The 17,975-nt window shown below is 69.3% G+C and carries 19 protein-coding genes and 1 pseudogene; 1 reads left to right on the top strand and 19 read right to left on the bottom strand.

The features are described from left to right. The 17 genes and pseudogenes from VF665_RS02600 to glyA all read right to left on the bottom strand — a co-directional run. Window positions 1-330 (bottom strand): annotated as a pseudogene (locus VF665_RS02600) (aminopeptidase P family protein); the annotation flags it as partial. A gap of 32 nt (window positions 331-362) precedes the next feature. After that, a complete protein-coding gene (locus VF665_RS02595) occupies window positions 363-1,154 on the bottom strand; it encodes a class I SAM-dependent methyltransferase (RefSeq protein ID WP_331051839.1) in 792 nt (263 codons plus the stop codon). Window positions 1,155-1,937: 783 nt separating this feature from the next. Continuing rightward, window positions 1,938-2,996, bottom strand: coding sequence for a class 1 fructose-bisphosphatase (gene fbp / locus VF665_RS02590; protein ID WP_331051838.1), 1,059 nt, complete (start codon window positions 2,994-2,996; stop codon window positions 1,938-1,940). After that, a complete protein-coding gene (locus tag VF665_RS02585; protein WP_331051837.1) occupies window positions 2,993-3,385 on the bottom strand; it encodes a hypothetical protein in 393 nt (130 codons plus the stop codon). Before VF665_RS02585 ends, fbp begins: the two co-directional genes overlap by 4 nt. A gap of 366 nt (window positions 3,386-3,751) precedes the next feature. Next, on the bottom strand, window positions 3,752-3,949 hold the full coding sequence (locus VF665_RS02580; RefSeq protein WP_331051836.1) for a hypothetical protein: 198 nt from the start codon (window positions 3,947-3,949) through the stop codon (window positions 3,752-3,754). Window positions 3,950-4,074: 125 nt separating this feature from the next. Further along, the gene (locus VF665_RS02575) at window positions 4,075-4,638 is read right to left on the bottom strand and encodes a hypothetical protein (protein WP_331051835.1); all 564 of its coding nucleotides are present in this window, start codon (window positions 4,636-4,638) and stop codon (window positions 4,075-4,077) included. A gap of 958 nt (window positions 4,639-5,596) precedes the next feature. Then, on the bottom strand, window positions 5,597-6,046 hold the full coding sequence (locus VF665_RS02570) for a hypothetical protein (protein ID WP_331051834.1): 450 nt from the start codon (window positions 6,044-6,046) through the stop codon (window positions 5,597-5,599). Between the two features lie 660 nt (window positions 6,047-6,706). Beyond that, window positions 6,707-9,070: a DNA internalization-related competence protein ComEC/Rec2 gene (locus tag VF665_RS02565; RefSeq protein WP_331051833.1), complete on the bottom strand. Its 2,364-nt coding sequence runs from the start codon at window positions 9,068-9,070 to the stop codon at window positions 6,707-6,709. A gap of 235 nt (window positions 9,071-9,305) precedes the next feature. Further along, a complete protein-coding gene (locus tag VF665_RS02560) occupies window positions 9,306-9,566 on the bottom strand; it encodes a hypothetical protein (RefSeq protein WP_331051832.1) in 261 nt (86 codons plus the stop codon). Between the two features lie 281 nt (window positions 9,567-9,847). Further along, the gene (locus VF665_RS02555; protein ID WP_331051831.1) at window positions 9,848-10,021 is read right to left on the bottom strand and encodes a hypothetical protein; all 174 of its coding nucleotides are present in this window, start codon (window positions 10,019-10,021) and stop codon (window positions 9,848-9,850) included. Window positions 10,022-10,200: 179 nt separating this feature from the next. Further along, on the bottom strand, window positions 10,201-10,491 hold the full coding sequence (locus tag VF665_RS02550; protein WP_331051830.1) for a hypothetical protein: 291 nt from the start codon (window positions 10,489-10,491) through the stop codon (window positions 10,201-10,203). A 25-nt stretch (window positions 10,492-10,516) separates the two neighbouring features. Beyond that, on the bottom strand, window positions 10,517-10,828 hold the full coding sequence (locus VF665_RS02545; RefSeq protein WP_331051829.1) for a pinensin family lanthipeptide: 312 nt from the start codon (window positions 10,826-10,828) through the stop codon (window positions 10,517-10,519). A 229-nt stretch (window positions 10,829-11,057) separates the two neighbouring features. Beyond that, entirely contained in the window at window positions 11,058-11,498 is a 441-nt protein-coding gene (locus VF665_RS02540; RefSeq protein ID WP_331051828.1) for a LapA family protein, read from the bottom strand. Continuing rightward, a complete protein-coding gene (miaB, locus tag VF665_RS02535; RefSeq protein WP_331051827.1) occupies window positions 11,495-12,865 on the bottom strand; it encodes a tRNA (N6-isopentenyl adenosine(37)-C2)-methylthiotransferase MiaB in 1,371 nt (456 codons plus the stop codon). The genes VF665_RS02540 and miaB overlap by 4 nt, the downstream gene beginning before the upstream one ends. 452 nt (window positions 12,866-13,317) lie before the next feature. Then, window positions 13,318-13,641, bottom strand: a complete 324-nt coding sequence (locus tag VF665_RS02530) for a GIY-YIG nuclease family protein (RefSeq protein WP_331051826.1) — start codon at window positions 13,639-13,641, stop codon at window positions 13,318-13,320. A 1-nt stretch (window position 13,642) separates the two neighbouring features. Beyond that, the gene (locus tag VF665_RS02525; protein ID WP_331051825.1) at window positions 13,643-13,798 is read right to left on the bottom strand and encodes a hypothetical protein; all 156 of its coding nucleotides are present in this window, start codon (window positions 13,796-13,798) and stop codon (window positions 13,643-13,645) included. Between the two features lie 134 nt (window positions 13,799-13,932). Further along, a complete protein-coding gene (gene glyA, locus VF665_RS02520; RefSeq protein ID WP_331051824.1) occupies window positions 13,933-15,183 on the bottom strand; it encodes a serine hydroxymethyltransferase in 1,251 nt (416 codons plus the stop codon). 195 nt (window positions 15,184-15,378) lie between these two features. Between glyA and VF665_RS02515 the strand changes: the two genes are divergently transcribed. Next, window positions 15,379-15,675, top strand: a complete 297-nt coding sequence (locus tag VF665_RS02515) for a hypothetical protein (protein ID WP_331051823.1) — start codon at window positions 15,379-15,381, stop codon at window positions 15,673-15,675. 84 nt (window positions 15,676-15,759) lie between these two features. Here the strand turns inward: VF665_RS02515 and VF665_RS02510 are convergent, their stop codons facing one another. Further along, window positions 15,760-16,524 (bottom strand): carboxypeptidase-like regulatory domain-containing protein, encoded by a 765-nt coding sequence (locus VF665_RS02510; protein WP_331051822.1) that lies wholly within the window; start codon window positions 16,522-16,524, stop codon window positions 15,760-15,762. 70 nt (window positions 16,525-16,594) lie between these two features. Beyond that, window positions 16,595-17,872 (bottom strand): lactate 2-monooxygenase, encoded by a 1,278-nt coding sequence (locus tag VF665_RS02505; RefSeq protein ID WP_331051821.1) that lies wholly within the window; start codon window positions 17,870-17,872, stop codon window positions 16,595-16,597. Window positions 17,873-17,975 lie beyond the last annotated feature (103 nt).

Genomic DNA, 17,975 nt, shown 5'->3' with positions numbered 1-17,975 from the left:
CTCCATGGCCACCGTGGGGTTGCCGCCCAGGAGCTGCGCCAGCCGGCTCTCCAGTTCGCGCCACGACGAGTACGGCCAGTTGTCGCCGATCCACCCCGTCCACGGCTGCTGCTCAATGCGGTGCGTGAGCGCCACCGGCTCGCCCTCCGTGGGAATCCACACGAAGTAGCGCCGCGTAAGGGCGGGCAGCCCCAGCATCTCCGAGGCGATGGGGTTGTTGCCCTTGAAGTTGTACAGCAGCCAGCCGTCCACGCGCAGGGCGCGCAGGTGCTCGCGGACGCGTTCCACAGTGTCGCGGCTGAGCGCGACGGTTTCTTCCACGACGGCCATCTATCCGGTGCGGTAGGGGGAACGGCGGGCGGTCACGGCGCGGCGGGATCGGCCGGCCACCGCGTTCCCTTGATCATCGAAAGTCCCAGCACGCGCTCTCGGGTCAGCAGGCGATGCACCTCGCGCTCGCGCAGCACGGCGCCCTTGACCCCGCCCCATCCCCACCGGCGGTACGCGCGCCGCAGGATCGCGAACTTTTCGCGCAGGGTGAAGATTTCCGAAAAGTCGGGGAACGGCCCGGACGCGGAGGGGCGAAACGGCGACGGCGCGTCGGACCAGTCTTCCACCACCAGGTCCACCACGCCCGCGTCCCGCAGAAGCTGCTTCCATTCCACCAGGATCATGGGGCGGGCGCCCAGGTGGCTCACCAGGATTTCGCGGCGGTTGGGGTCCACGTTGCCCGTCCAGATGAGCTGCACCAGCACCACGCACCCGTGCGGCCGGGTGACCCGCGCCAGTTCCGCCACCGCGCGCGCGGGGTCGGCCAGCGCCGCCAGCCCGATCTCGCCGATCACCACGTCAAAGCTGGCGTCCTTGAAGGGCAGGTCGTCCAGCGACGCCGTCTCAAAGGTGAAGCGGCCGGCGGCGGTGCTTTCGCGCCCGCGCCTTTCCGCCTGCTGCACCAGCACGGGATCGTGGTCCACCCCCACACCCTGCACCCCGAACGACTCGGCCAGGAACAACCCGGTCACCCCGCGCCCGCAGGCGGCGTCCAGCACCTCCGTCTGCGGGGTAAGCTCGGTGAGCCGGCCGATCTGGCGGTACAGGTCTTCGCCGCCGGGCGGAAACACCACGTCGCGGTTCAGGCGGACCAGGTCCAGCATTGAAGGCCCGCCCGGCCGCGCGGGCGGGGGAAGCGGAACCTGTTCCGGGGGAGACGGTGCCATGCCGACAGTATAGACCGCCGCCCGAACCCTCGCCAGCGGCCCCCGCCGCGTGCGGAACCGCGCCGCGCTCTTCGTGATCGCCGGGCCGATCGCGCCGCCCACGCCCACGCTCTTTCCCTCCCCGCCAGCCCGCCCGCCGCGCGCCTCAGGATTCCCAGCTCGCCTGCCGCGCGCCGCCGCGAATCCGGCCCACGACCGTAACCTGCGGCCCCGCCACCACTTGTCATTCTGAGGAGGCGCCGGAGGAACCTGCCGACACGCCGAACCCTGGCGCCGACGAAGGATCTGCTGTCCGCCCGTTCCAACTACGCGCTACACACGGCAGGGGCGCCGGAACTCGCATCAGCAGATCGGGCGCGATTCGCAAAGTTGGCCGGAACCCATGCTGGATCCTTCGTCGCGCCAGCGTACGTCACAGCTGCCGCATCGGCCGGCGCTCCTCAGGATGACAATCTCTTGCGAGGCATGAGGATAGCGACGCCACCCGCTGTTATGAAACGTGTTGGGAGGCATGGAGGATCGGCGTGCTCGACCATGGTGCGCGCATGCGGCACCCCTGAGAAGAGACGCAAGCATCCCAAACCTCCGCCCCTCCCGCAGTTCCCCCGCGGTCTCCCCCGCGTCGCCGCGTGAGATACAGTTTCCACAGCCATGAAAACGAACGAGCCCCCGCGGCCGAAGCAGCGGGGGCTCATCCAGATGGATCTCAGAAAGGGCCGGTCAGGCGCCGGCCCCGACGGCAACCAGGGGCTCGGCGGGCGCGGCGGCCTGTGCGTCGCGCGCCAGGAACTGCTCCGCAAGCTCCACGTACTCCGAGGTGCCGATGTACAGCGGCGTGCGCTGGTGCAGCGAAACGGGATCGATGTCGTTGATGCGCCCGAACCCGGTGGAGGCGCGGCCGCCCGCGTGCTCGGCGATCATGGCCAGCGGCGCCGCCTCGTACAGCAGCCGCAGCTTGCCGTTGGGGTTCTTGCTGTCGGCGGGATACATGAAGAAGCCGCCGTACAGGAGGTTGCGGTGAAAGTCGGCCACCAGCGACCCGATGTACCGCGCGCTGAACGGCTTGGCGTTGCTGCCGTCGACGCCCTTGAGGTGGTCGATCAGCGCGCGCTGCCCCGGCGACCAGTTGCGGTAGTTGCCCTCGTTGGCGCTGAAGATCCGCTGCCCCGGCGTGGGGATGCGGATGTTGGGGTGGCTGAGCAGAAACTCGCCGATGGACGGCTCCAGCGTAAAGCCGTGCACCCCGTTGCCCGTGGTGTACACGAGCATGGTGGACGATCCGTACACCACGTACCCGGCCGCCACCTGCTTGTAGCCCGGCTGCAGGCAGTCTTCCGCGCAGCCGCGCTCGTGGTCGCTGATCTTGCGGTGCACGCTGAAAATGGTGCCCACGCTGACGTTCGCCTCGATGTTGGACGAGCCGTCGAGCGGATCGAAGAGCACGCAGTACTTGCCCGTGGGAAAGCGGTCGGGGATCGGGATGAAGTCCTCCACCTCCTCTGAAGCCATTCCGCACAGGTGCCCCGTGTGGTCCAGCGCCTTGAAGATCACCTCGTGGGCGTACTCGTCGAGCTTCTTGACCTCTTCTCCCTGCACGTTCACTTCGCCCGTGTACCCCAGGATGTCGGCCAGGCCGGCGCGCCGGACCTCCTTGGCGATCATCTTGGCGGCGAACGCCACGTCGGACAGAATGTTGGAAAATGCACCCGTGGCCTCGGGAAACTGCCGCTCGGCCTCGATGATGTGACGCTCGATGGTAATGACCGACTTGCTGGTCACGGGTTCCTCGGGGGTGTGGGTCCGCGGCGGGCGGCGTACCGGGCCTGCCGTTCGTAGGCTTCGACTTCGTACGGGTTCTGCCGGTACCCGTGACGCATCCACTGCGCGCAGTACTTGAGCGCGAACAGCGGGTCCTTCCACTGCTCCACGTGCACCAGCTCGTGCACGATCAGGTCGTCCGTCAGCGGGACGTCGGGGTTGGCCAGAATGGTCCGGCCGAACGTGACCGCGCCCGCCGCCCGGCGGCTGCCGCCCATGAACCAGCCGCCCACGCGGGGCACCAGACGCCCGCGCCGCACCGTCACGCCGTCCGGAACGGCGCAGGGCAGCTCCTCCGCGGGCACGGGCGCGCCCAGCACGCGGTCCAGCGCGCGCGACCACAGCCTCATGGCGCGGCTCCGGGGCGGGCGCGCACCGTGCGCTCCGCCCTCGCCAATGTCGGCATTTTGACGCGAACCGTCAAGAACGTCCACCCGGTGGGAGCAAACGTGCGTTCCATGCCCGCCGCGGAGCAAACTTCGGTCCGGCGACGTGGCACGTAAGGGTCAGGTGCGCCGGAACGCGCATCCGCCGGTCCCGGCCCGGATGGCCCCTGAGGTAGAATCCATCGGGACTCGAAGCCGAAACCGGGAAGTGCAATCGGGCGCCGCTCGCTGAAGCGGCGTCCATCGTCCCGGGTGGCGGCGCAGCAGCCCGCGGGTCCTTGCGATCAGCGGCAGAGGTTCTGACCGGGTGGACGGGAAGCTGTCCCCTTTCTACTGGGGAACCCGCCCGCTCCGTGCAGCGCGCAGCAGGCTGGCGGCCACGCCGGCGGTGAGCAGCAAGCGCAGAACCCGCTCACGCGAACCGATCTCGCTCCACTGTCCAATGAGGAGCAAGGTGCTCATCAGTACAAGGCCCCACATCACGTAGAACAGAAGCCGAGCTTCGGCTCGCGCCTGTCTCTTGTCCATCCAGTCTCCTGAATCGGTTTGAAGAAGCATCGAGTCAGGTCCGGCACACGGCTCGCCGGGCTGCCGTGAGCGGCGCCGCGCGAGACGCGATCGGGCCCCCGCGGTTTGAGAGCCCCGCGGGTGGCTCACACGCTGGCGAATGCGTCCGCCAATTCGCTCCGCCATTCTTTGCGGGGCCGCGGTACAAGGGAGCCGGTGAACGGAATCCTCCGCGACCCACCGCCAGCCCCGCGAAGCACGAGCACGCCGGAAACGTCATACGTCTCGTACTTCAGTCGCAGGTCGGGGAAGCTGAATGCCACGTACCTGTTGGGCGGAACGGCCAGCCGGTCCTGTCCGGTGGGCCCGAACCCGAACTGGCCGGGCGGGGGAATCAGGGCAAACGCCTCCGGCTGCCCACCCGCCAGGGGAACGCCCGCACCTGTGCTCCGTGCCCGCAGGGTGAGGGAAAGAAGCTCGGCGTCCTGCATCCCCTCGGTGTCAACGTACCGAACCAGCATGGTATACGGGCTCCCCAGGACCTGGCCGCCCTTCTGGAGTTCGGTCCACCCGCCCACCATGGAAACCTCCAGCGCGCCTGCCTCGTCCCGAACAAACACGTCGCCGTAATCGCGGTACTCGGCACGGTAGAAGCCGCACCCCTTCAGGACGATGAGAATACCCAGCAGGGCGAAACCGAGCTTTTTCATGGGCAGCGGCCATCGGGTCTGGGAAGTGCGGCCATCGGGTCGGGGAAAGTAGCGTGCGGCCGCCTTCGCCACGGGCGCGCAGGTTTGATGCACGCCCATCACCGCCTTGCGGCGAGCCGCCTGGTCGGGCTCCGGGCTCGAACATTCGCGTCTGCACGTGGGATCACAGCATCGGGATCTTGCACATCTTGGTTACCTGGTGACGCTCATTCAGCGGAGTTCTGAACTTTTCTCGTTCCAGAAGCTACGGACGGGATTGAGCGAAAGTTGGAGGAGCACAAAGTGGCCGGAACACAGCGCCCACCGGCCACTCCGATTCCGGTCCAGCCGGTTCAGTGCAAAACGATCTCCGGGATCACCTTCGCCGCCGCCGCGCCGCCCGTGTTCCGGAGCGGCTGCGCGCGCGGTCCCGAAGGACCAGGAAAGCCATGACGCCGGCCAACATGATCGTAGCCGATGCCAAGGCTGCCGTGATGAAGGTCGGACGCCACCCGGCTCCTAAGGCCGCGATCAAAGCAAGCACCAAAGCGGCAAACTGCCGGCGCTCCGGAATCGTCATCGCAATATTCTCGATTGCATACACAGGAAGTGACCACTCCCCTACCAACGCGGTTCCGGTCGTAAACCCACCTCGGCTCCCACGCAGCCACTCCAGCCGTGCCCAGGCCGTCGCCCCCGGCAACGAAACCGCGAGTTCTGCCTCCCCTCGAGGGTCGCCACAGTCACGGCCGCAAGCGCGCCCAGCGCTGCCGCGCCGGCCCTGCCATGGACCGGACCGCATGCACTTCGCCTGCTCGTCAAAGGTACCTGCACCGGCGATGCAGGTGTTTCGCGACCCGGTCCCGCCGTGCCGGCCCCTGGTCTCCAGGGATGTCCCCGGCCTTGAGCTTGCCCCGGCACGTTCGGCAGGCGGTCGCGTGCCCGGCTCCTCGGTGGTGGAACATCGGTCGTCACCCGCTTACGCAGGCGTCCCACCCGCGTCCGCCACGGACCGCGAACGACGGCCCTGGCTCCGGAACGCGATGACAAAGATGGCCAGGGCGGCCACGATCCGCGCTCCCTGAAATTGGCCGGCCTCCTCACCCGCCAGTTGGTGGATGTCGCCAAGCTGGGAAACGCCGGGATCTTCCGGAAGGTACGTCAGCAGGACGGAATCACCAATCGACAGCCGGTGGAACCGCGGATTGCCGAAGCCTGCCCGCCCAACACCTTCATAAACACCCCCACCTGCGCGAAAAGCATAATGGACGCTCTCGTGCTGGTCCGGGTCTTTGCCAGTCACCCACCCTCTGGTCTGCAACCCTCTGCGTTCAAGAGTCTGGTATTCTCTTATCACGCCACCCAGTGTCGCGTTCATCACCAGCAAACTCATGAACCCCGCCATCGCGGCAACCAGCACTCTGCGCACTTTTACCCCTGCAGGGAAAGATTCCGTACTCGGCCAGAGTCCGTGGACCGGGTGGCGGACGCAAGGATGATGACCTCAGGACAGGCATCGCCCATCTGCATCTACCGTTTTCAAAGCCCTGTCAGCGATGAACGCGCAGCCGGTTGCCGGCCGCCCGCAGCATTACCCTCGGTCGCTGGGTTTGCGATCGTGTGTCCTCATCAGAGCATTCAACGTTCTCGCGAATCCGCCCGCTCCCACAATCCCGATGATCAGGATGCTCACCAGCAGGATGCACCGAACTCGACTGAAAGGTAGCCCTCCCCGGATTTCCGGAATCTGGTGTTGAACATCCAGAGGGAGAAGGCGATCGAGACGGGTAGACCCCACCAGATCGTGGCTTTGGCGCGCGAAATCATGATCTCCGTGTGCAACAGGCCGCGCCCCGCTTGCGCTCTGCGTCCCGCGGCGGGAACTCCGGAGCGTAGAAAGCGGGGGAGCTGACCACCGTACGAGCCGCTCTCCGTCGCGAAGCCCGGCGGAAGCTGAAATCTCACCGGACGATCAGAAACATACAAGGGACGATCCGCTCACCGCCGCCCGCGTAAACAGTGGGAGCGGCTCCCGGGCGGCGTCCGCGTTGCGAGAGCGATCATCGTCGCATCCTCCTGCCTGTTTCACCTACGGATCGCCGCGCGACCAGCGGCCGTCGGAATCCACCTCGATCAGCACCGTGCCGTCACGGTCCGTCCGCGCGACCGGCACGCCGTGGGCGCGCAGGCGGGCCATGGCCTCGGCGTGCGGATGGCGGTACTTGTTTCGGACCCCGCACGAGATGACGGCCAGCGCCGGGCGCGCGGCCTCCAGCAGCGCGTCCGACGACGCCGTCCGGCTTCCGTGGTGGCCGGCCTTCAGCACGTCCACACTCAGTGCGCCGCCGTACCGCGCCACCAGCTGCTCCTCCACCGCGCTGGGCGCATCCCCCGTGAGCAGCGCGCTGAACGCTCCGTAGCGCAGCAGGATGACGGCGCTGATGTCGTTGGCGTCTTCCGGGGCGCGCAGGCTGGCCTCCGTGGGCCAGAGAACGGTAAACGTCACGCCGTCGATGGACAGCACGCGGTCATGCCGCGCCGCGACCCAGGCCACGCCGCGCCCCTGCGCCGTTTCCAGCGTTTGCAGGTACATCGGCGAGCCGTACGGCATCCCCGGCTCCAGCAGCCGCGCCACGGGGAGCGCGCGCATCACCGCCGCCGCCCCGCCGATGTGGTCCGCGTGCGGATGCGTGAGCACCATCGCCTCCAGGCGCGATGCGCCGCGTGCGCGAAGAAACGGCAGCACGCGCCGCTCCCCCGCGTCCCACTCCCCGTCGCGCTCCCCCGCATCCACCAGCACCCAGCGGTTCGCGGGCGTGCGGATGGCGATGGCGTCCCCCTGTCCCACGTCCAGAAAGGCGATCTCCATCCCGCTTCCCGCCGCCGCCCCCGCCAGCGGGAGGAGCAGGAATGCCGCGGCGGCGGTCATCAGCGCGGCGGTCCACCGCACCCGGGCGCGCGTCCGCACCGTGGCGTCCATCACCAGCAGAAAGGCGATGGCGGCCAGGGCCCACAGCCACCAGCGCGGCCGCGCGACGGACGCGTGGCCCCAGGGGACGCGGATCGCCAGATCCACCACGCCGTTGAGCAGATCCAGCGCGGCGCCCGACCCGTCCGCCACGAGGCGGGCGAGCGGCGGAACCAGCGGGTCCAGCAGCGCCGCCGCGCCCACGCCGATCAGCGCCAGGCTGGTGAGGGGGATGGCGGGGAGGTTGGCGAGAATGGACACGGGGGCCACCTGCCCGAAATGGTGCGCTACAACCGGCGCCGTGAAGGCGAACGCCGCGATGCTCACCACGACGGACTCCGCCAGCCACCGGGCCGCCGGGTTGCGCCGCCACGCGGAGGGGATCGCCCCGATCATCGGCGCGCGGAGCAGCAAAATGCCCAAGACTCCCGCGAACGAAAGCTGAAACCCGGCGTCCAGCGCCTGCAGAGGGTCCGCCGCCAGGATGGCGAGCCCCGCGGCGGACACGATGGGGAGGGTTGCGGAGGGGCGCTGCAGCACGCCGCCGATCAGCAGCAGCGCCATCATGATCCCCGACCGCACCGCGGACCCCGGCGCGCCGATCAGGGCCAGGTACGCCGCCATCAGCAGGATGGTGAGCCACGCCACGCGGGCGCGCGACAGCCGCAACATGCGCCCCAGCAGCACGAACACGGCCCCCAGCAGCCCCACGTGCGTGCCGCTGATGGCCAGCAGGTGCACCAGCCCGGTCTGCGCGAACCGGTCGCTCAGGTCGCGGTCCAGCGTTTCGCGGCGGTTCAGCAGCAGCGCGTCCGCCAGCGGGCCGTGCTTCCCCATCAGCCGGTGCAGCCGCGCCTGGGTTCTGCCGCGCGCCTCCAGCAGCGGGTGCGCCCCCCACCTCGGCGGCACCGCCTGCACGCTGTCCACCGACAGGTAGCCCGCAAAGGCGCCGCTCCGCGGCCACGCGCTCCCCAGCACGGGGCGCGGAAGCGTGCGCCACTCGCCGCGCGCCACGATCTCCGTCCCCGCGAGCGCGGGCGGCGCGCCGCGCGGCATGCGCACCCGCACCCCGCCCGTGCACCCGGGGAGCACACCCGCGGCCGAGGCGAGCTCCCGCACCTCCGTCGGCAGCAGCGGCCGCTTGCCGTCCTCATCCCGCGGGGGGACCCAGTTGGCCGCCAGCGCGCCCCGGACGGTGAGCGCGGCCCCGTCCGGAAGGTGCGCGCGGCAGTCCGCCGCCGCATCCGCCCGCGCCAGCGCGCCGTGCCCCGCGCCCGCCACTGCCACCGCGCTCCACAGTGCCGCGCGCGGCAGCCACCGCGGCGCCGGCTCGCCGGTCAGGCGCGGGTACAGCCAGGGAGCGAGCAGCAGCGGAACCGCGGCGAGAGCGGTGCCGCCCGTGGCACCGTCGAACCGCAATCCGCAGAGCAGCCCCGCCAGAAAGGCGAGCGACGCGGCCACGAGCGGAAGGCGGATCTGGTTCACCGGACGCGGGGTTCTGGGGAGAAAAGATGGACCCGCCCGGATGATAATCATCCCCCATCCCGCCTCAAATAACCGAATCCGCCAGCGTGCGTACCCGTTTCCCGACACCCCGTCCGGCGCGCGGAAACCGTGCTCTTATCCCCCGCTTCACGGGACGAAAACGGCCGCGGAGCAGGTGCTCCGCGGCCGGCCAGCCATCAGTTCTGCGCGTGCGGGCGGCCAGGCCGCCCGCGGATCAGCACTCCGCGCCGCAGCAGGTGCCCACCGGGTTGGGCGAGCTTGCCTGGCAGGTGATGTCGCGGGTGACGCAGCCGCACGACCCGCCGCTGCAGCCATAACAGCTGCCGTAACATGCGGTGGCATCGCAGGTTCCGCCGCAGCTCACCAGGTCGGTTTCGGCTTCGTGCCCCTGCACGGTGCCGCGGGTGCGCAGGGTGCTCTGCGTGGTGAACGACTGCACAGCGAGCCCATCCAGATTCAGCGACAGCTTTTTCATGATCGGATCTCCGGTCGCGGGCCGCCGGGAGAACGCGCCCGGCACGCGTCCGCCGGGAAGCCGGCGGCAGTCGTTGATCGGATAGGAACGCCACTCGGGAAGGCGGAATGTGAGCGTCGGCTTCATCCTAATCTCCCAAATCCACACGCACAAGGCGCCAAGATTATACAAGCTCACGCCGCGCGTACTCCGGTCGACACACGAAAGCCGCCGCCCTCCCGAGGGAGAGCGGCGGCCCTTGAGCGCTGACTCGCGAGCGGCCCGAGGGCCGCTCGCCGGGATCAGTTCGACGCGGCGGTGCAGTCCGGGCCGGCCGAACAGATGCACGGCGGGGCGAAGCAGACACAGCCGCCGCCCGGGCGATCCGCATCCGTGGCCACGGTGGTGTTGGGTTCGGTGATGGTGGTGAACGACTTCACCGCGAGGTCGGCGATCCTGAGCGTCAGCTTCTTCATGGCGCGTCTCCGTTGAACGAGGGTTGGCCGCACCCGGGTCACCGGGGTGGATGGGTGTTGCGGGCGGCGGCGCTGGGGTGGTCTCCGAATGTCGCACCGAAGCCCGAATCCCACAAGCCGACTCTTTGTCCGTCAAAAGCGGGACGCGGCCGGAGGACTCCGGCCGCGTCCCTCCGCGATCAGCAGATCCAGCGGCAGTCGGTGCAGTACCACTGCGAGTTGGGGCACCCCATGTTGGGATACGTGCCGCACCACTCGTATCCGCACGTCGCGGGCTGGCCGCAGGTGTTGTCGCAGGTGGCCTCGCTGAACTGGCGGCCGCAGGTGCCGCCGTCACAGGTGTTCTCCAGGCAGGTGTAGTACCCCATCGTGTCGCCCCGTCCTTCAACCGTGCCCCGCCCCGCGACTTCGCCGCTGGGGGTGAACGACTCCACGGTCAGGTCGTCCAGCTTGAGCGAAAGCTTGTTCATGGCAGGTTCTCGCGTGAGAGGGAGATCAGCAGGGGATGCGGCAGCAGGTGCCCAGGCCGTCGGGCGACGGGTACGTCTGATTGCAGCTCTGCTCGTTCGTCATGCAGTTGCAGCTTGCCGGACACGACCAGGCGCAGGTTTCCCAGCAGGTGTACTCGCCGCAGTACGTGTAGTCGCAGCTGCCGCCACAGCTTTCCACATCGGAGTTCTGCCAGCACGGTGTGGTGTTGGTATCCTCGTTGGCCCGCACCGTCCCCTGCGCGGCCTCCGCGTCCTGTGTGACGAACGACTGCACCTCCAGTGCATCCAGGCTCAGCGCCAGCTTTCCTTGCTTCATGTCGTCCTCCGGATCGCGGGGGTGGACCGGGCAGCCGTGCCCGGCATGGGCGGAACGCACGCCTTCCGTCCGCGACGGCGGGAGACGCGCGGGTCCGGTCCCAAGCTAATCGCCGGGTTTGTCACGCACAATACGGCGGATAGTGACAGGTACAACAGACCGACACGAACGCAGAAACCGCCGCCCTCCGAAGTGGAGAGCGGCGGTTCATCGTCATCGCGGCCGAGGGTCAGTACGCGGGCGGATCGGCTTCGCGTGGATGCGGAATGGTGGCGTCGTCGTCCGGCGCGCGGCGCGGCGTGTCCATCCCCGCCCAGGGCGACTGCGGGGCTGCGGCTTCCGCGCGCCAGCCATCCACAGGCGAACGCTGGGCCGTCTCCACGGGGTCATGGCGCGGCGCCGCGGACGCGCCTCCCGCGGGCGGAAGCACGTCGTCCAGCAGCCCGCGCGCGCGAAGCTCCTCGCGAATGCGCAGGTCGTGGCGCAGGCTCAGCGCCATCATCGTCAGCATTCCCGCAACAAAGGCCACGAACAGCACCACCGTGAGCGGGGCGCGGTAAAAGGTCGTGATCCCCGCGTGCAGAACGACGCGCTCGCCGCGGTTCAGCCAGGTGAGGAGCCCGCCGACCAGCGCAATGCCGATGACGGGAAGCCAGCGCCCTCCCTTCACGCGGCCGCCAGCGCGCCGGCCATCTCGCCCACGAACGTCGATCCGCTGGTGCCGGTGAGCTGCACGTCCACAAAGTGCCCGATCAGCCCCACGGGCCCCTCGAAGGTGACGACCTTGTTGCCGTCCGTGCGCCCCTGCAGTCCGCCGCGGCGGCCCTCCTTTTCCACCAGCACTTCTTCCGTGCGGCCCACTTCCGACTGGTAGATTTCCGCCTGGATGGCGCGGTGCGTCTCGATGAGGCGCTGCAGGCGCGCCGAGCCGATCTCATCGGGAACAAACTGCTCGGCGGGCAGGCGGGTGGCCGGCGTTCCGTCGCGCAGCGAGTACTTGTACAGGAACGCGTCGTCGTACCGCACCGTGCGCATGAGGTGCAGAGTGGCCTCGTACTCCTCGTCCGTTTCGCCGGGAAAGCCCACGATCACGTCCGTGCTGAGCGAGATGCCGGGCATGGCCTCGCGCACCCACTCGATCTTTTCCAGGTACTCCTCCACCGTGTACCGGCGCAGCATGCGCTTGAGCGTGCGGTTGTGGCCGCTCTGCACGGGAAGGTGCAGCTGCTTGCACACGCGCGGCTCCCCGGCCATGGCCTCCACCAGCTCGCGGGTGAAGTCGTTGGGGTGCGGCGAGGTAAAGCGCACGCGGCGAATTCCGTCCACCCGCGCCACCTCGCGCAGCAGGCGGGGAAAGTTCCAGCCGCCGTGCTCGTACGAGTTCACCGTCTGCCCCAGCAGCGTCACCTCGGGCACGCCGTCCGCGGCCAGCGCGCGCACCTCGTCCAGGATCGCCTGCGGATCGCGGTTCTTTTCGTCGCCGCGCACGTAGGGGACGATGCAGTAGGTGCAGCGGTAGTTGCAGCCGCGCTGAATGGGCACCCAGGCGCTCACGGCCGAAATGCGCTTGGCCGCCACGCCCTCGTAGTTCTCGTGCGGGTCAAAGCCCAGCACGGCCAGGCCGCGGGCGGCAATGGCCGGCGCGGACTGCGACATGGGAAGGCGTCCGGCCGGGCCGCGGCGGGCAACGACTTCGGCGAGCTTCTGCGGAAGCTGGCGGTAGGCGTCGGGGCCCATCACCATGTCTACCCCGCCCGCGCGTCCCAGCAGCGACTCGCCCATGCGCTGCGCCATGCAGCCTGTAACGCCGATGACGACGTCGGGGTTGTCGCGGCGAATCTGCTGAAGCTGCCCCACGCGGCCGATGACGCGCTGCTCCGCGTGGTCGCGGATGGCGCAGGTGTTCACCAGGATGACGTCGGCGTCTTCGGCCTTGTCGGTCGCGGTGAACCCCTGTTCGGCCAGGATGCCGTGCATCAGCTCGCTGTCGCTGATGTTCATCTGGCATCCGTACGTTTCGATGTAGGCTCGCTTCATGGCAGGCACTGCGGAATTCCTGGGGATCGGGCGCAAGACTCTCGCGTACACCGGAGCCGCGCCCCGGTTCGCGGGTGATGAAGCCCGCGGGCGAGTGTGGCGTGTGTTGCGAAGTTGGAACAGCGAAGAGCAGATCCTTCGTCGGCGCCAGAGTACGTCGTGGCGGACAGTTCATCCGGCGCCTCCTCAGGATGACAAGCTTTTGCGCAGCATGATGTTACGTGCGCATGGCCCGTTTACCTTCAGGAGCGCGCGGGCGCACACCGACGGAAAGGCGGCGCGGCCATCCGGTCCGCCCTGAGGAGCGCCGCAGGCGCACCGCCGATCAAAGGCGCACACGCCCAACTCCCTGCCCCGCAACAGATTGTCATCCTGAGGAGCGCCGGCCGAAGTTGCGGCGGCGCAGAAGCCTGGCGCGACGAAGGATCTTGCCTGGGCACAAGCTGAGTCTGCTACCAGCGCGGACCTGTGCGAGCGTCCGCCCTCTCCAGAACGCCGAGGCCGATCGAAACCGACAGGTCTTCCCATCCGGGATTCTGGGCCTCCACCAACTCCATCTTCCGCGACGGCTTCCATCCCTTCAACTGCTTTTCGCGCGCAATGACCGCGCTCACGTTGTCGCTCGCGTGGTAGTAGACGAGCCGGTTCGCCTTGAACCGCTGGGCGAATCCCGGAATCGCGCCCGTACGATGCTCCACCATCCGCCTCAGCAGATCGTTCGTCATGCCCACGTACAGCACGCGCGAGTGGCTCGCGACGATGTACACGAAGTACACGTCAGCCTCCGTACTTTCGCCAGAGATACTCTTTGTAATCGTTCTCGTCCGCCGCACCGCTCGCACAACCCAGCAACCCGCGAACGGCCGCCGTGAGCTCGTCCTCCCAACCTGAATCCTCGTCGCCCGAGTCGGGCTCGGCATCTTCATCGAACATCCTCACCTCCGCACCGGGGCTGGTCCTCAAAGAACTGTGTGGACGGTATGAACACAGGTCAAGGTCTCGGCCCGGAAGCACAACGGCCCGCCGGAGCTGCCGGCGGGCCGTTCTCACTGGATCCACGGATGCGCTCAGCTGCGCGCCCAGTCGCCGTAGAGCGGAAAGCGGTCGCAGAGCTCGCGGATCTCGCCGCGCACCCGGCCCGCCACCGCCTCGTCGCCCGGCGCGGCGATCACCTGGTCGATGAAGCCGGCAATGGTGCGCATCTCGTTTACCCCCAGCCCGCGGGTGGTGAGTGCCGGCGTGCCGATGCGGATTCCGCTCGTGACGAACGGCGATTCCGTCTCCCCCGGCACCGTGTTCTTGTTCACGGTGATCCCCGCCGCGTCCAGTGCCTTTTCCGCCACCTTGCCGGTTACGCCCTTGCTGCGCAGGTCCACCAGCATCAGGTGGTTGTCCGTGCCGCCGGAAACGAGCGTGAACCCGCGCTCCGCCAGCGCCTCCGCCAAGGCGCGCGCGTTGGCGATCACCCGGCCGCTGTAGTCGCTGAACTCCGGCCGCAGCGCCTCGCTGAACGCCACCGCCTTGCCCGCGATCACGTGCATCAGCGGCCCGCCCTGAATGCCGGGAAAGATCTGCTTGTCGATGGCCTTGGCGTGCTCCTGGGTGCACAGGATCAGCCCGCCGCGGGGCCCGCGCAGCGTCTTGTGCGTGGTGGTGGTCACCACGTCGGCAAAGGGCACCGGGTTGGGATGGTGCCCCGTGGCCACCAGCCCGGCGATGTGCGCCATGTCCACCACCAGCCGCGCCCCGCACTCGCGCGCGATCTCGCCGAACGTCTCAAAGTCGATCTGCCGCGGGTACGCGCTGGCGCCAGCCACGATCACCGCGGGGCGAACCTGCATGGCCTGGTCGCGCAGCGCCGCGTAGTCGATGCGGTGGTCGTCGGGGCGCACGCCGTACGCCGCCACGTTGTACAGCCGCCCGCTGAAGTTCACCGGCGAGCCGTGCGTCAGGTGCCCGCCCTCGCTCAGGTTCATCCCCAGCAGCGTGTCGCCCGGCTGCAGGAGCGCAAAGTACACGGCCATGTTGGCCTGCGCGCCGGAGTGCGGCTGCACGTTGGCGTGCTCCGCGCCAAACAGCTGCAGGGCGCGCTGGCGGGCCAGCTCCTCCACCTCGTCCACCACCTCGCAGCCGCCGTAGTAGCGCTTGCCCGGGTAGCCCTCGGCGTACTTGTTGGTGAGCACCGAGCCCATCGCCTGCAGCACCGCCTGCGAAACGAAGTTCTCCGAGGCGATCATCTCCAGCTGGTGCTCCTGCCGCTCGGCTTCGGCAACCAGCAGGCGGTGGATATCGGGATCGGTCTGCGTCAGCGCGTCCATGTTCCTTGAACCGGGGCCGGAGGGGCTTTGGTGAAGCGGGCAAACTACCCCGCGCGCCCCATCGTGTCGAGTCTCCGACGGCGGATCGTCCGATCAGCCTCTGATTCCGTAGCAGCGGCCCACGACTTGCGGCGGCGTTCCGGCAAGCTTCCGGCGCCATCCGCCGGAACCGGGATACGCAAGGAAGGAAACGGAATGAAGCACCTGCGCCTCGCCCTGGTCGCCGCGCTCGCGGCCTCCATGCTGGGTACCGCGGCCTGCGCCGGCAACGGCGGCGGCCGCCGCATCAGCGCCGACGACTATCGCCGCATCATCAACAGCCGCGGCCGGGGTGAAACCAGCGCCCCGCGCGACCACCGCGGCAAGGACAAGGACAAGGTCCGCCACGACAACGGCCGCCGCGGCAACGGAAACGGCAACCACGGCAACGGAAACGGCAACAACGGAAACGGGCGGGGGAACGGCCGCGGGCACGGCAACGGCCACAACTGACCCTGTAGGGGATGGTGGATGAACGAAGCGGCGGCGGGGATCACTCCTCGCCGCCGCTCGTCCGTTCGTGGCCTGCGCCGAGGGTCAGGACCGCTCGGTCCAGATCACGATCACGCCGCACTCGCCCTGGGGCGGCAGTTCCGCCGGGGCCTCGAAGTCGTACACGTACACCTCCATCCCCCACAACTCGTTGGGATCCACCAGGTCGTCCAGCCGCTGGTCGCCCACGATGCGCTTGAGGGCGCCGTTCACGTAGATGGTGGGGGTGCAGGTGCCCCGCCCGCGCGCCGGCAGCAGCGGCTCGCCCGGCTCCCCGCGCACGCCCCGGGTAAAGCTCATCCGCGGCACCTGGCGCAGAATGTCGCTCACCGGCGCCGGGCGCTGCGCGTCCACCATCTCCGGAAGAATGAAGGTCCCCAGCCCGCGCCCCGCGCGGATGAAGTAGTTGCGCGCCCGCCGGTCGCGGAACGGGGGCGTCTGCCGCGCCGTGATCGTCACCCCGCTCAGCGTCACGGCCGAGGGCGGCAGCCGCAGGTCCGCGGTCAGCGAGGTCCCGTCGCCCACGCGCAGCCAGTCGGAGGCTCCGGCGCGGTAGCCGATGCGCTCGCCGCGAAGCTGCACGGTTGCCGCGCTGTCCAGCAGCAGCAGAAAGCGCCCGTCCGCGCCGGATTTGGAGGTCGCGCGCACGCGGCCCGCCTGGTCCACCGCGGAAACCTGCACCTCCGCCACGGTCTGCCCCGTCGCAAGGTCCAGCGCACGGCCGTTCACCGACTGGGCCGCCGCGGCGGCCGGCGCGAGGGCGGACAGGAGGAGCGCGCAGAACGGGGGCCGCAGCGTAGGGACGGGCATCGGAAATCGATGGGAGGCTTGTGGATGGATGAGGCACGATGGTACCGCGGGACGGCGGGTTTGATCCCGTTCATCCCCCGCGGACCACGGATTCGCGCGTGATCTCCGCCAGCGAGCGGCATCCGGAGAGCGCCATGGTCAGCTCAAAGTCCGCCAGCAGGTTGCGGATCACCTCGCTCACCCCCGCCTGCCCCGCCAGCGCCAGCCCGTACACGTACGGGCGCCCCAGGCACACCGCCCGCGCGCCCAGCGCCAGCGCGCGGAACACGTCCGCGCCGCCGCGGATGCCGCTGTCCATCAGCACGGGAATGCGGCCGGCCACGGCCTCCGCCACGGCGGGCAGCGCGTCCAGCGTCGCGATGCACCCGTCCACCTGCCGCCCGCCGTGGTTGCTCACGATGACGCCGTCCATACCCGCATCCACCGCCCGCCGCGCGTCGTCCGGGTGCAGAATGCCCTTGAGCACAATGGGCAGCCGGGTGCGCGCGCGCAGAAACGGGAGGTCGTCCCAGGTGAGCGACGGGCGCGAGTAGGTGGCGATGAACCGCTGCACGGCAAGAAGCGGCTCCGGCCGGCGCAGGTTGCGCCAGAACCCGCCCGGGTGCGCCGCCGTGAGCGACGCAAACGTGCGCAGCGACGACGCGTTCACCTTTCGCGGCGGCGGCGCGGGCCCGTCCGGAAGCGGGCCGGAGAGCGCGTCCAGGAACACGGGGTCGCTCACGTACTGGGCGATCCCCTTTCCCCGCAGAAAGGGAAGGTACGCCAGTTCCAAGTCGCGCGTGCGCCACCCCAGCAGCGTCGTGTCCAACGTGACCACGATGGCGCTGCACCCCGACGACTCCGCCCGCGCCACAAAGCTTTCCACCAGCGCGTCGCTGCGGCTCCAGTACAGCTGAAACCAGCGCGGCGCGCCGCCCATCACCGAAGCCGTGTCCTCCATGGAGAACGAGGCCTGGCTGCTGAAGATGAACGGCACCCCGGTTTCCGCCGCGGCGCGCGCCACGGCCACGTCCGCCTCCGGGTGCGCCATCTCAAGCACGCCCACGGGGGCCAGCAGCACCGGCGCCGCCAGCCGCTCGCCGAACAGCTCCACCGAGGTGTCGCGGGCAGACACGTCGCGCAGCATGCGCGGTACGATGCGCCACCGCTCGAAGGCCGCGCGGTTCTCGCGCACCGTGCTTTCCGCCCCGGCGCCGCCGGCCACGTACGCGAACGCCTCGTCGGCCATGGCGTCGCGCGCCGCGTCTTCCAGCGCCTGCGCGCCCACGGGCACCCGCGGGCGCCGTCCGTTCACGCCGCCCAGGTAGATGTCGGACTGCCGGGACAGCGCGGTGGGGCGGTCGGTCATGCGGCGCGCACGGAACGGGGGAGAGGGAGGAGCCGCACGATAAATCCACCCCGCGCCCGCGGCAACGTCCCCGGCGGGCACCGCGCCTCACGCGCGCCGCGCG

Origin of the sequence: Longimicrobium sp. (assembly GCF_036387355.1) — a bacterium.
Lineage (GTDB): Bacteria > Gemmatimonadota > Gemmatimonadetes > Longimicrobiales > Longimicrobiaceae > Longimicrobium.
Note: the sequence above shows the minus strand (reverse complement) of the source record. Positions and strands in the feature narration are given on the sequence as shown.

Excerpts from the sequence above, each read along its gene's own strand:
- VF665_RS02595 (WP_331051839.1), bottom strand. The coding sequence starts at position 1,154 with ATGCTGGACCTGGTCCGCCTGAACCGCGACGTGGTGTTTCCGCCCGGC.
- VF665_RS02585 (WP_331051837.1), bottom strand. The coding sequence starts at position 3,385 with ATGAGGCTGTGGTCGCGCGCGCTGGACCGCGTGCTGGGCGCGCCCGTG.
- VF665_RS02580 (WP_331051836.1), bottom strand. The coding sequence starts at position 3,949 with ATGGACAAGAGACAGGCGCGAGCCGAAGCTCGGCTTCTGTTCTACGTG.
- VF665_RS02575 (WP_331051835.1), bottom strand. The coding sequence starts at position 4,638 with ATGAAAAAGCTCGGTTTCGCCCTGCTGGGTATTCTCATCGTCCTGAAG.
- VF665_RS02560 (WP_331051832.1), bottom strand. The coding sequence starts at position 9,566 with ATGAAAAAGCTGTCGCTGAATCTGGATGGGCTCGCTGTGCAGTCGTTC.
- VF665_RS02555 (WP_331051831.1), bottom strand. The coding sequence starts at position 10,021 with ATGAAGAAGCTGACGCTCAGGATCGCCGACCTCGCGGTGAAGTCGTTC.
- VF665_RS02550 (WP_331051830.1), bottom strand. The coding sequence starts at position 10,491 with ATGAACAAGCTTTCGCTCAAGCTGGACGACCTGACCGTGGAGTCGTTC.
- VF665_RS02545 (WP_331051829.1), bottom strand. The coding sequence starts at position 10,828 with ATGAAGCAAGGAAAGCTGGCGCTGAGCCTGGATGCACTGGAGGTGCAG.
- miaB (WP_331051827.1), bottom strand. The coding sequence starts at position 12,865 with ATGAAGCGAGCCTACATCGAAACGTACGGATGCCAGATGAACATCAGC.
- VF665_RS02525 (WP_331051825.1), bottom strand. The coding sequence starts at position 13,798 with ATGTTCGATGAAGATGCCGAGCCCGACTCGGGCGACGAGGATTCAGGT.
- glyA (WP_331051824.1), bottom strand. The coding sequence starts at position 15,183 with ATGGACGCGCTGACGCAGACCGATCCCGATATCCACCGCCTGCTGGTT.
- VF665_RS02515 (WP_331051823.1), top strand. The coding sequence starts at position 15,379 with ATGAAGCACCTGCGCCTCGCCCTGGTCGCCGCGCTCGCGGCCTCCATG.
- VF665_RS02510 (WP_331051822.1), bottom strand. The coding sequence starts at position 16,524 with ATGCCCGTCCCTACGCTGCGGCCCCCGTTCTGCGCGCTCCTCCTGTCC.
- VF665_RS02505 (WP_331051821.1), bottom strand. The coding sequence starts at position 17,872 with ATGACCGACCGCCCCACCGCGCTGTCCCGGCAGTCCGACATCTACCTG.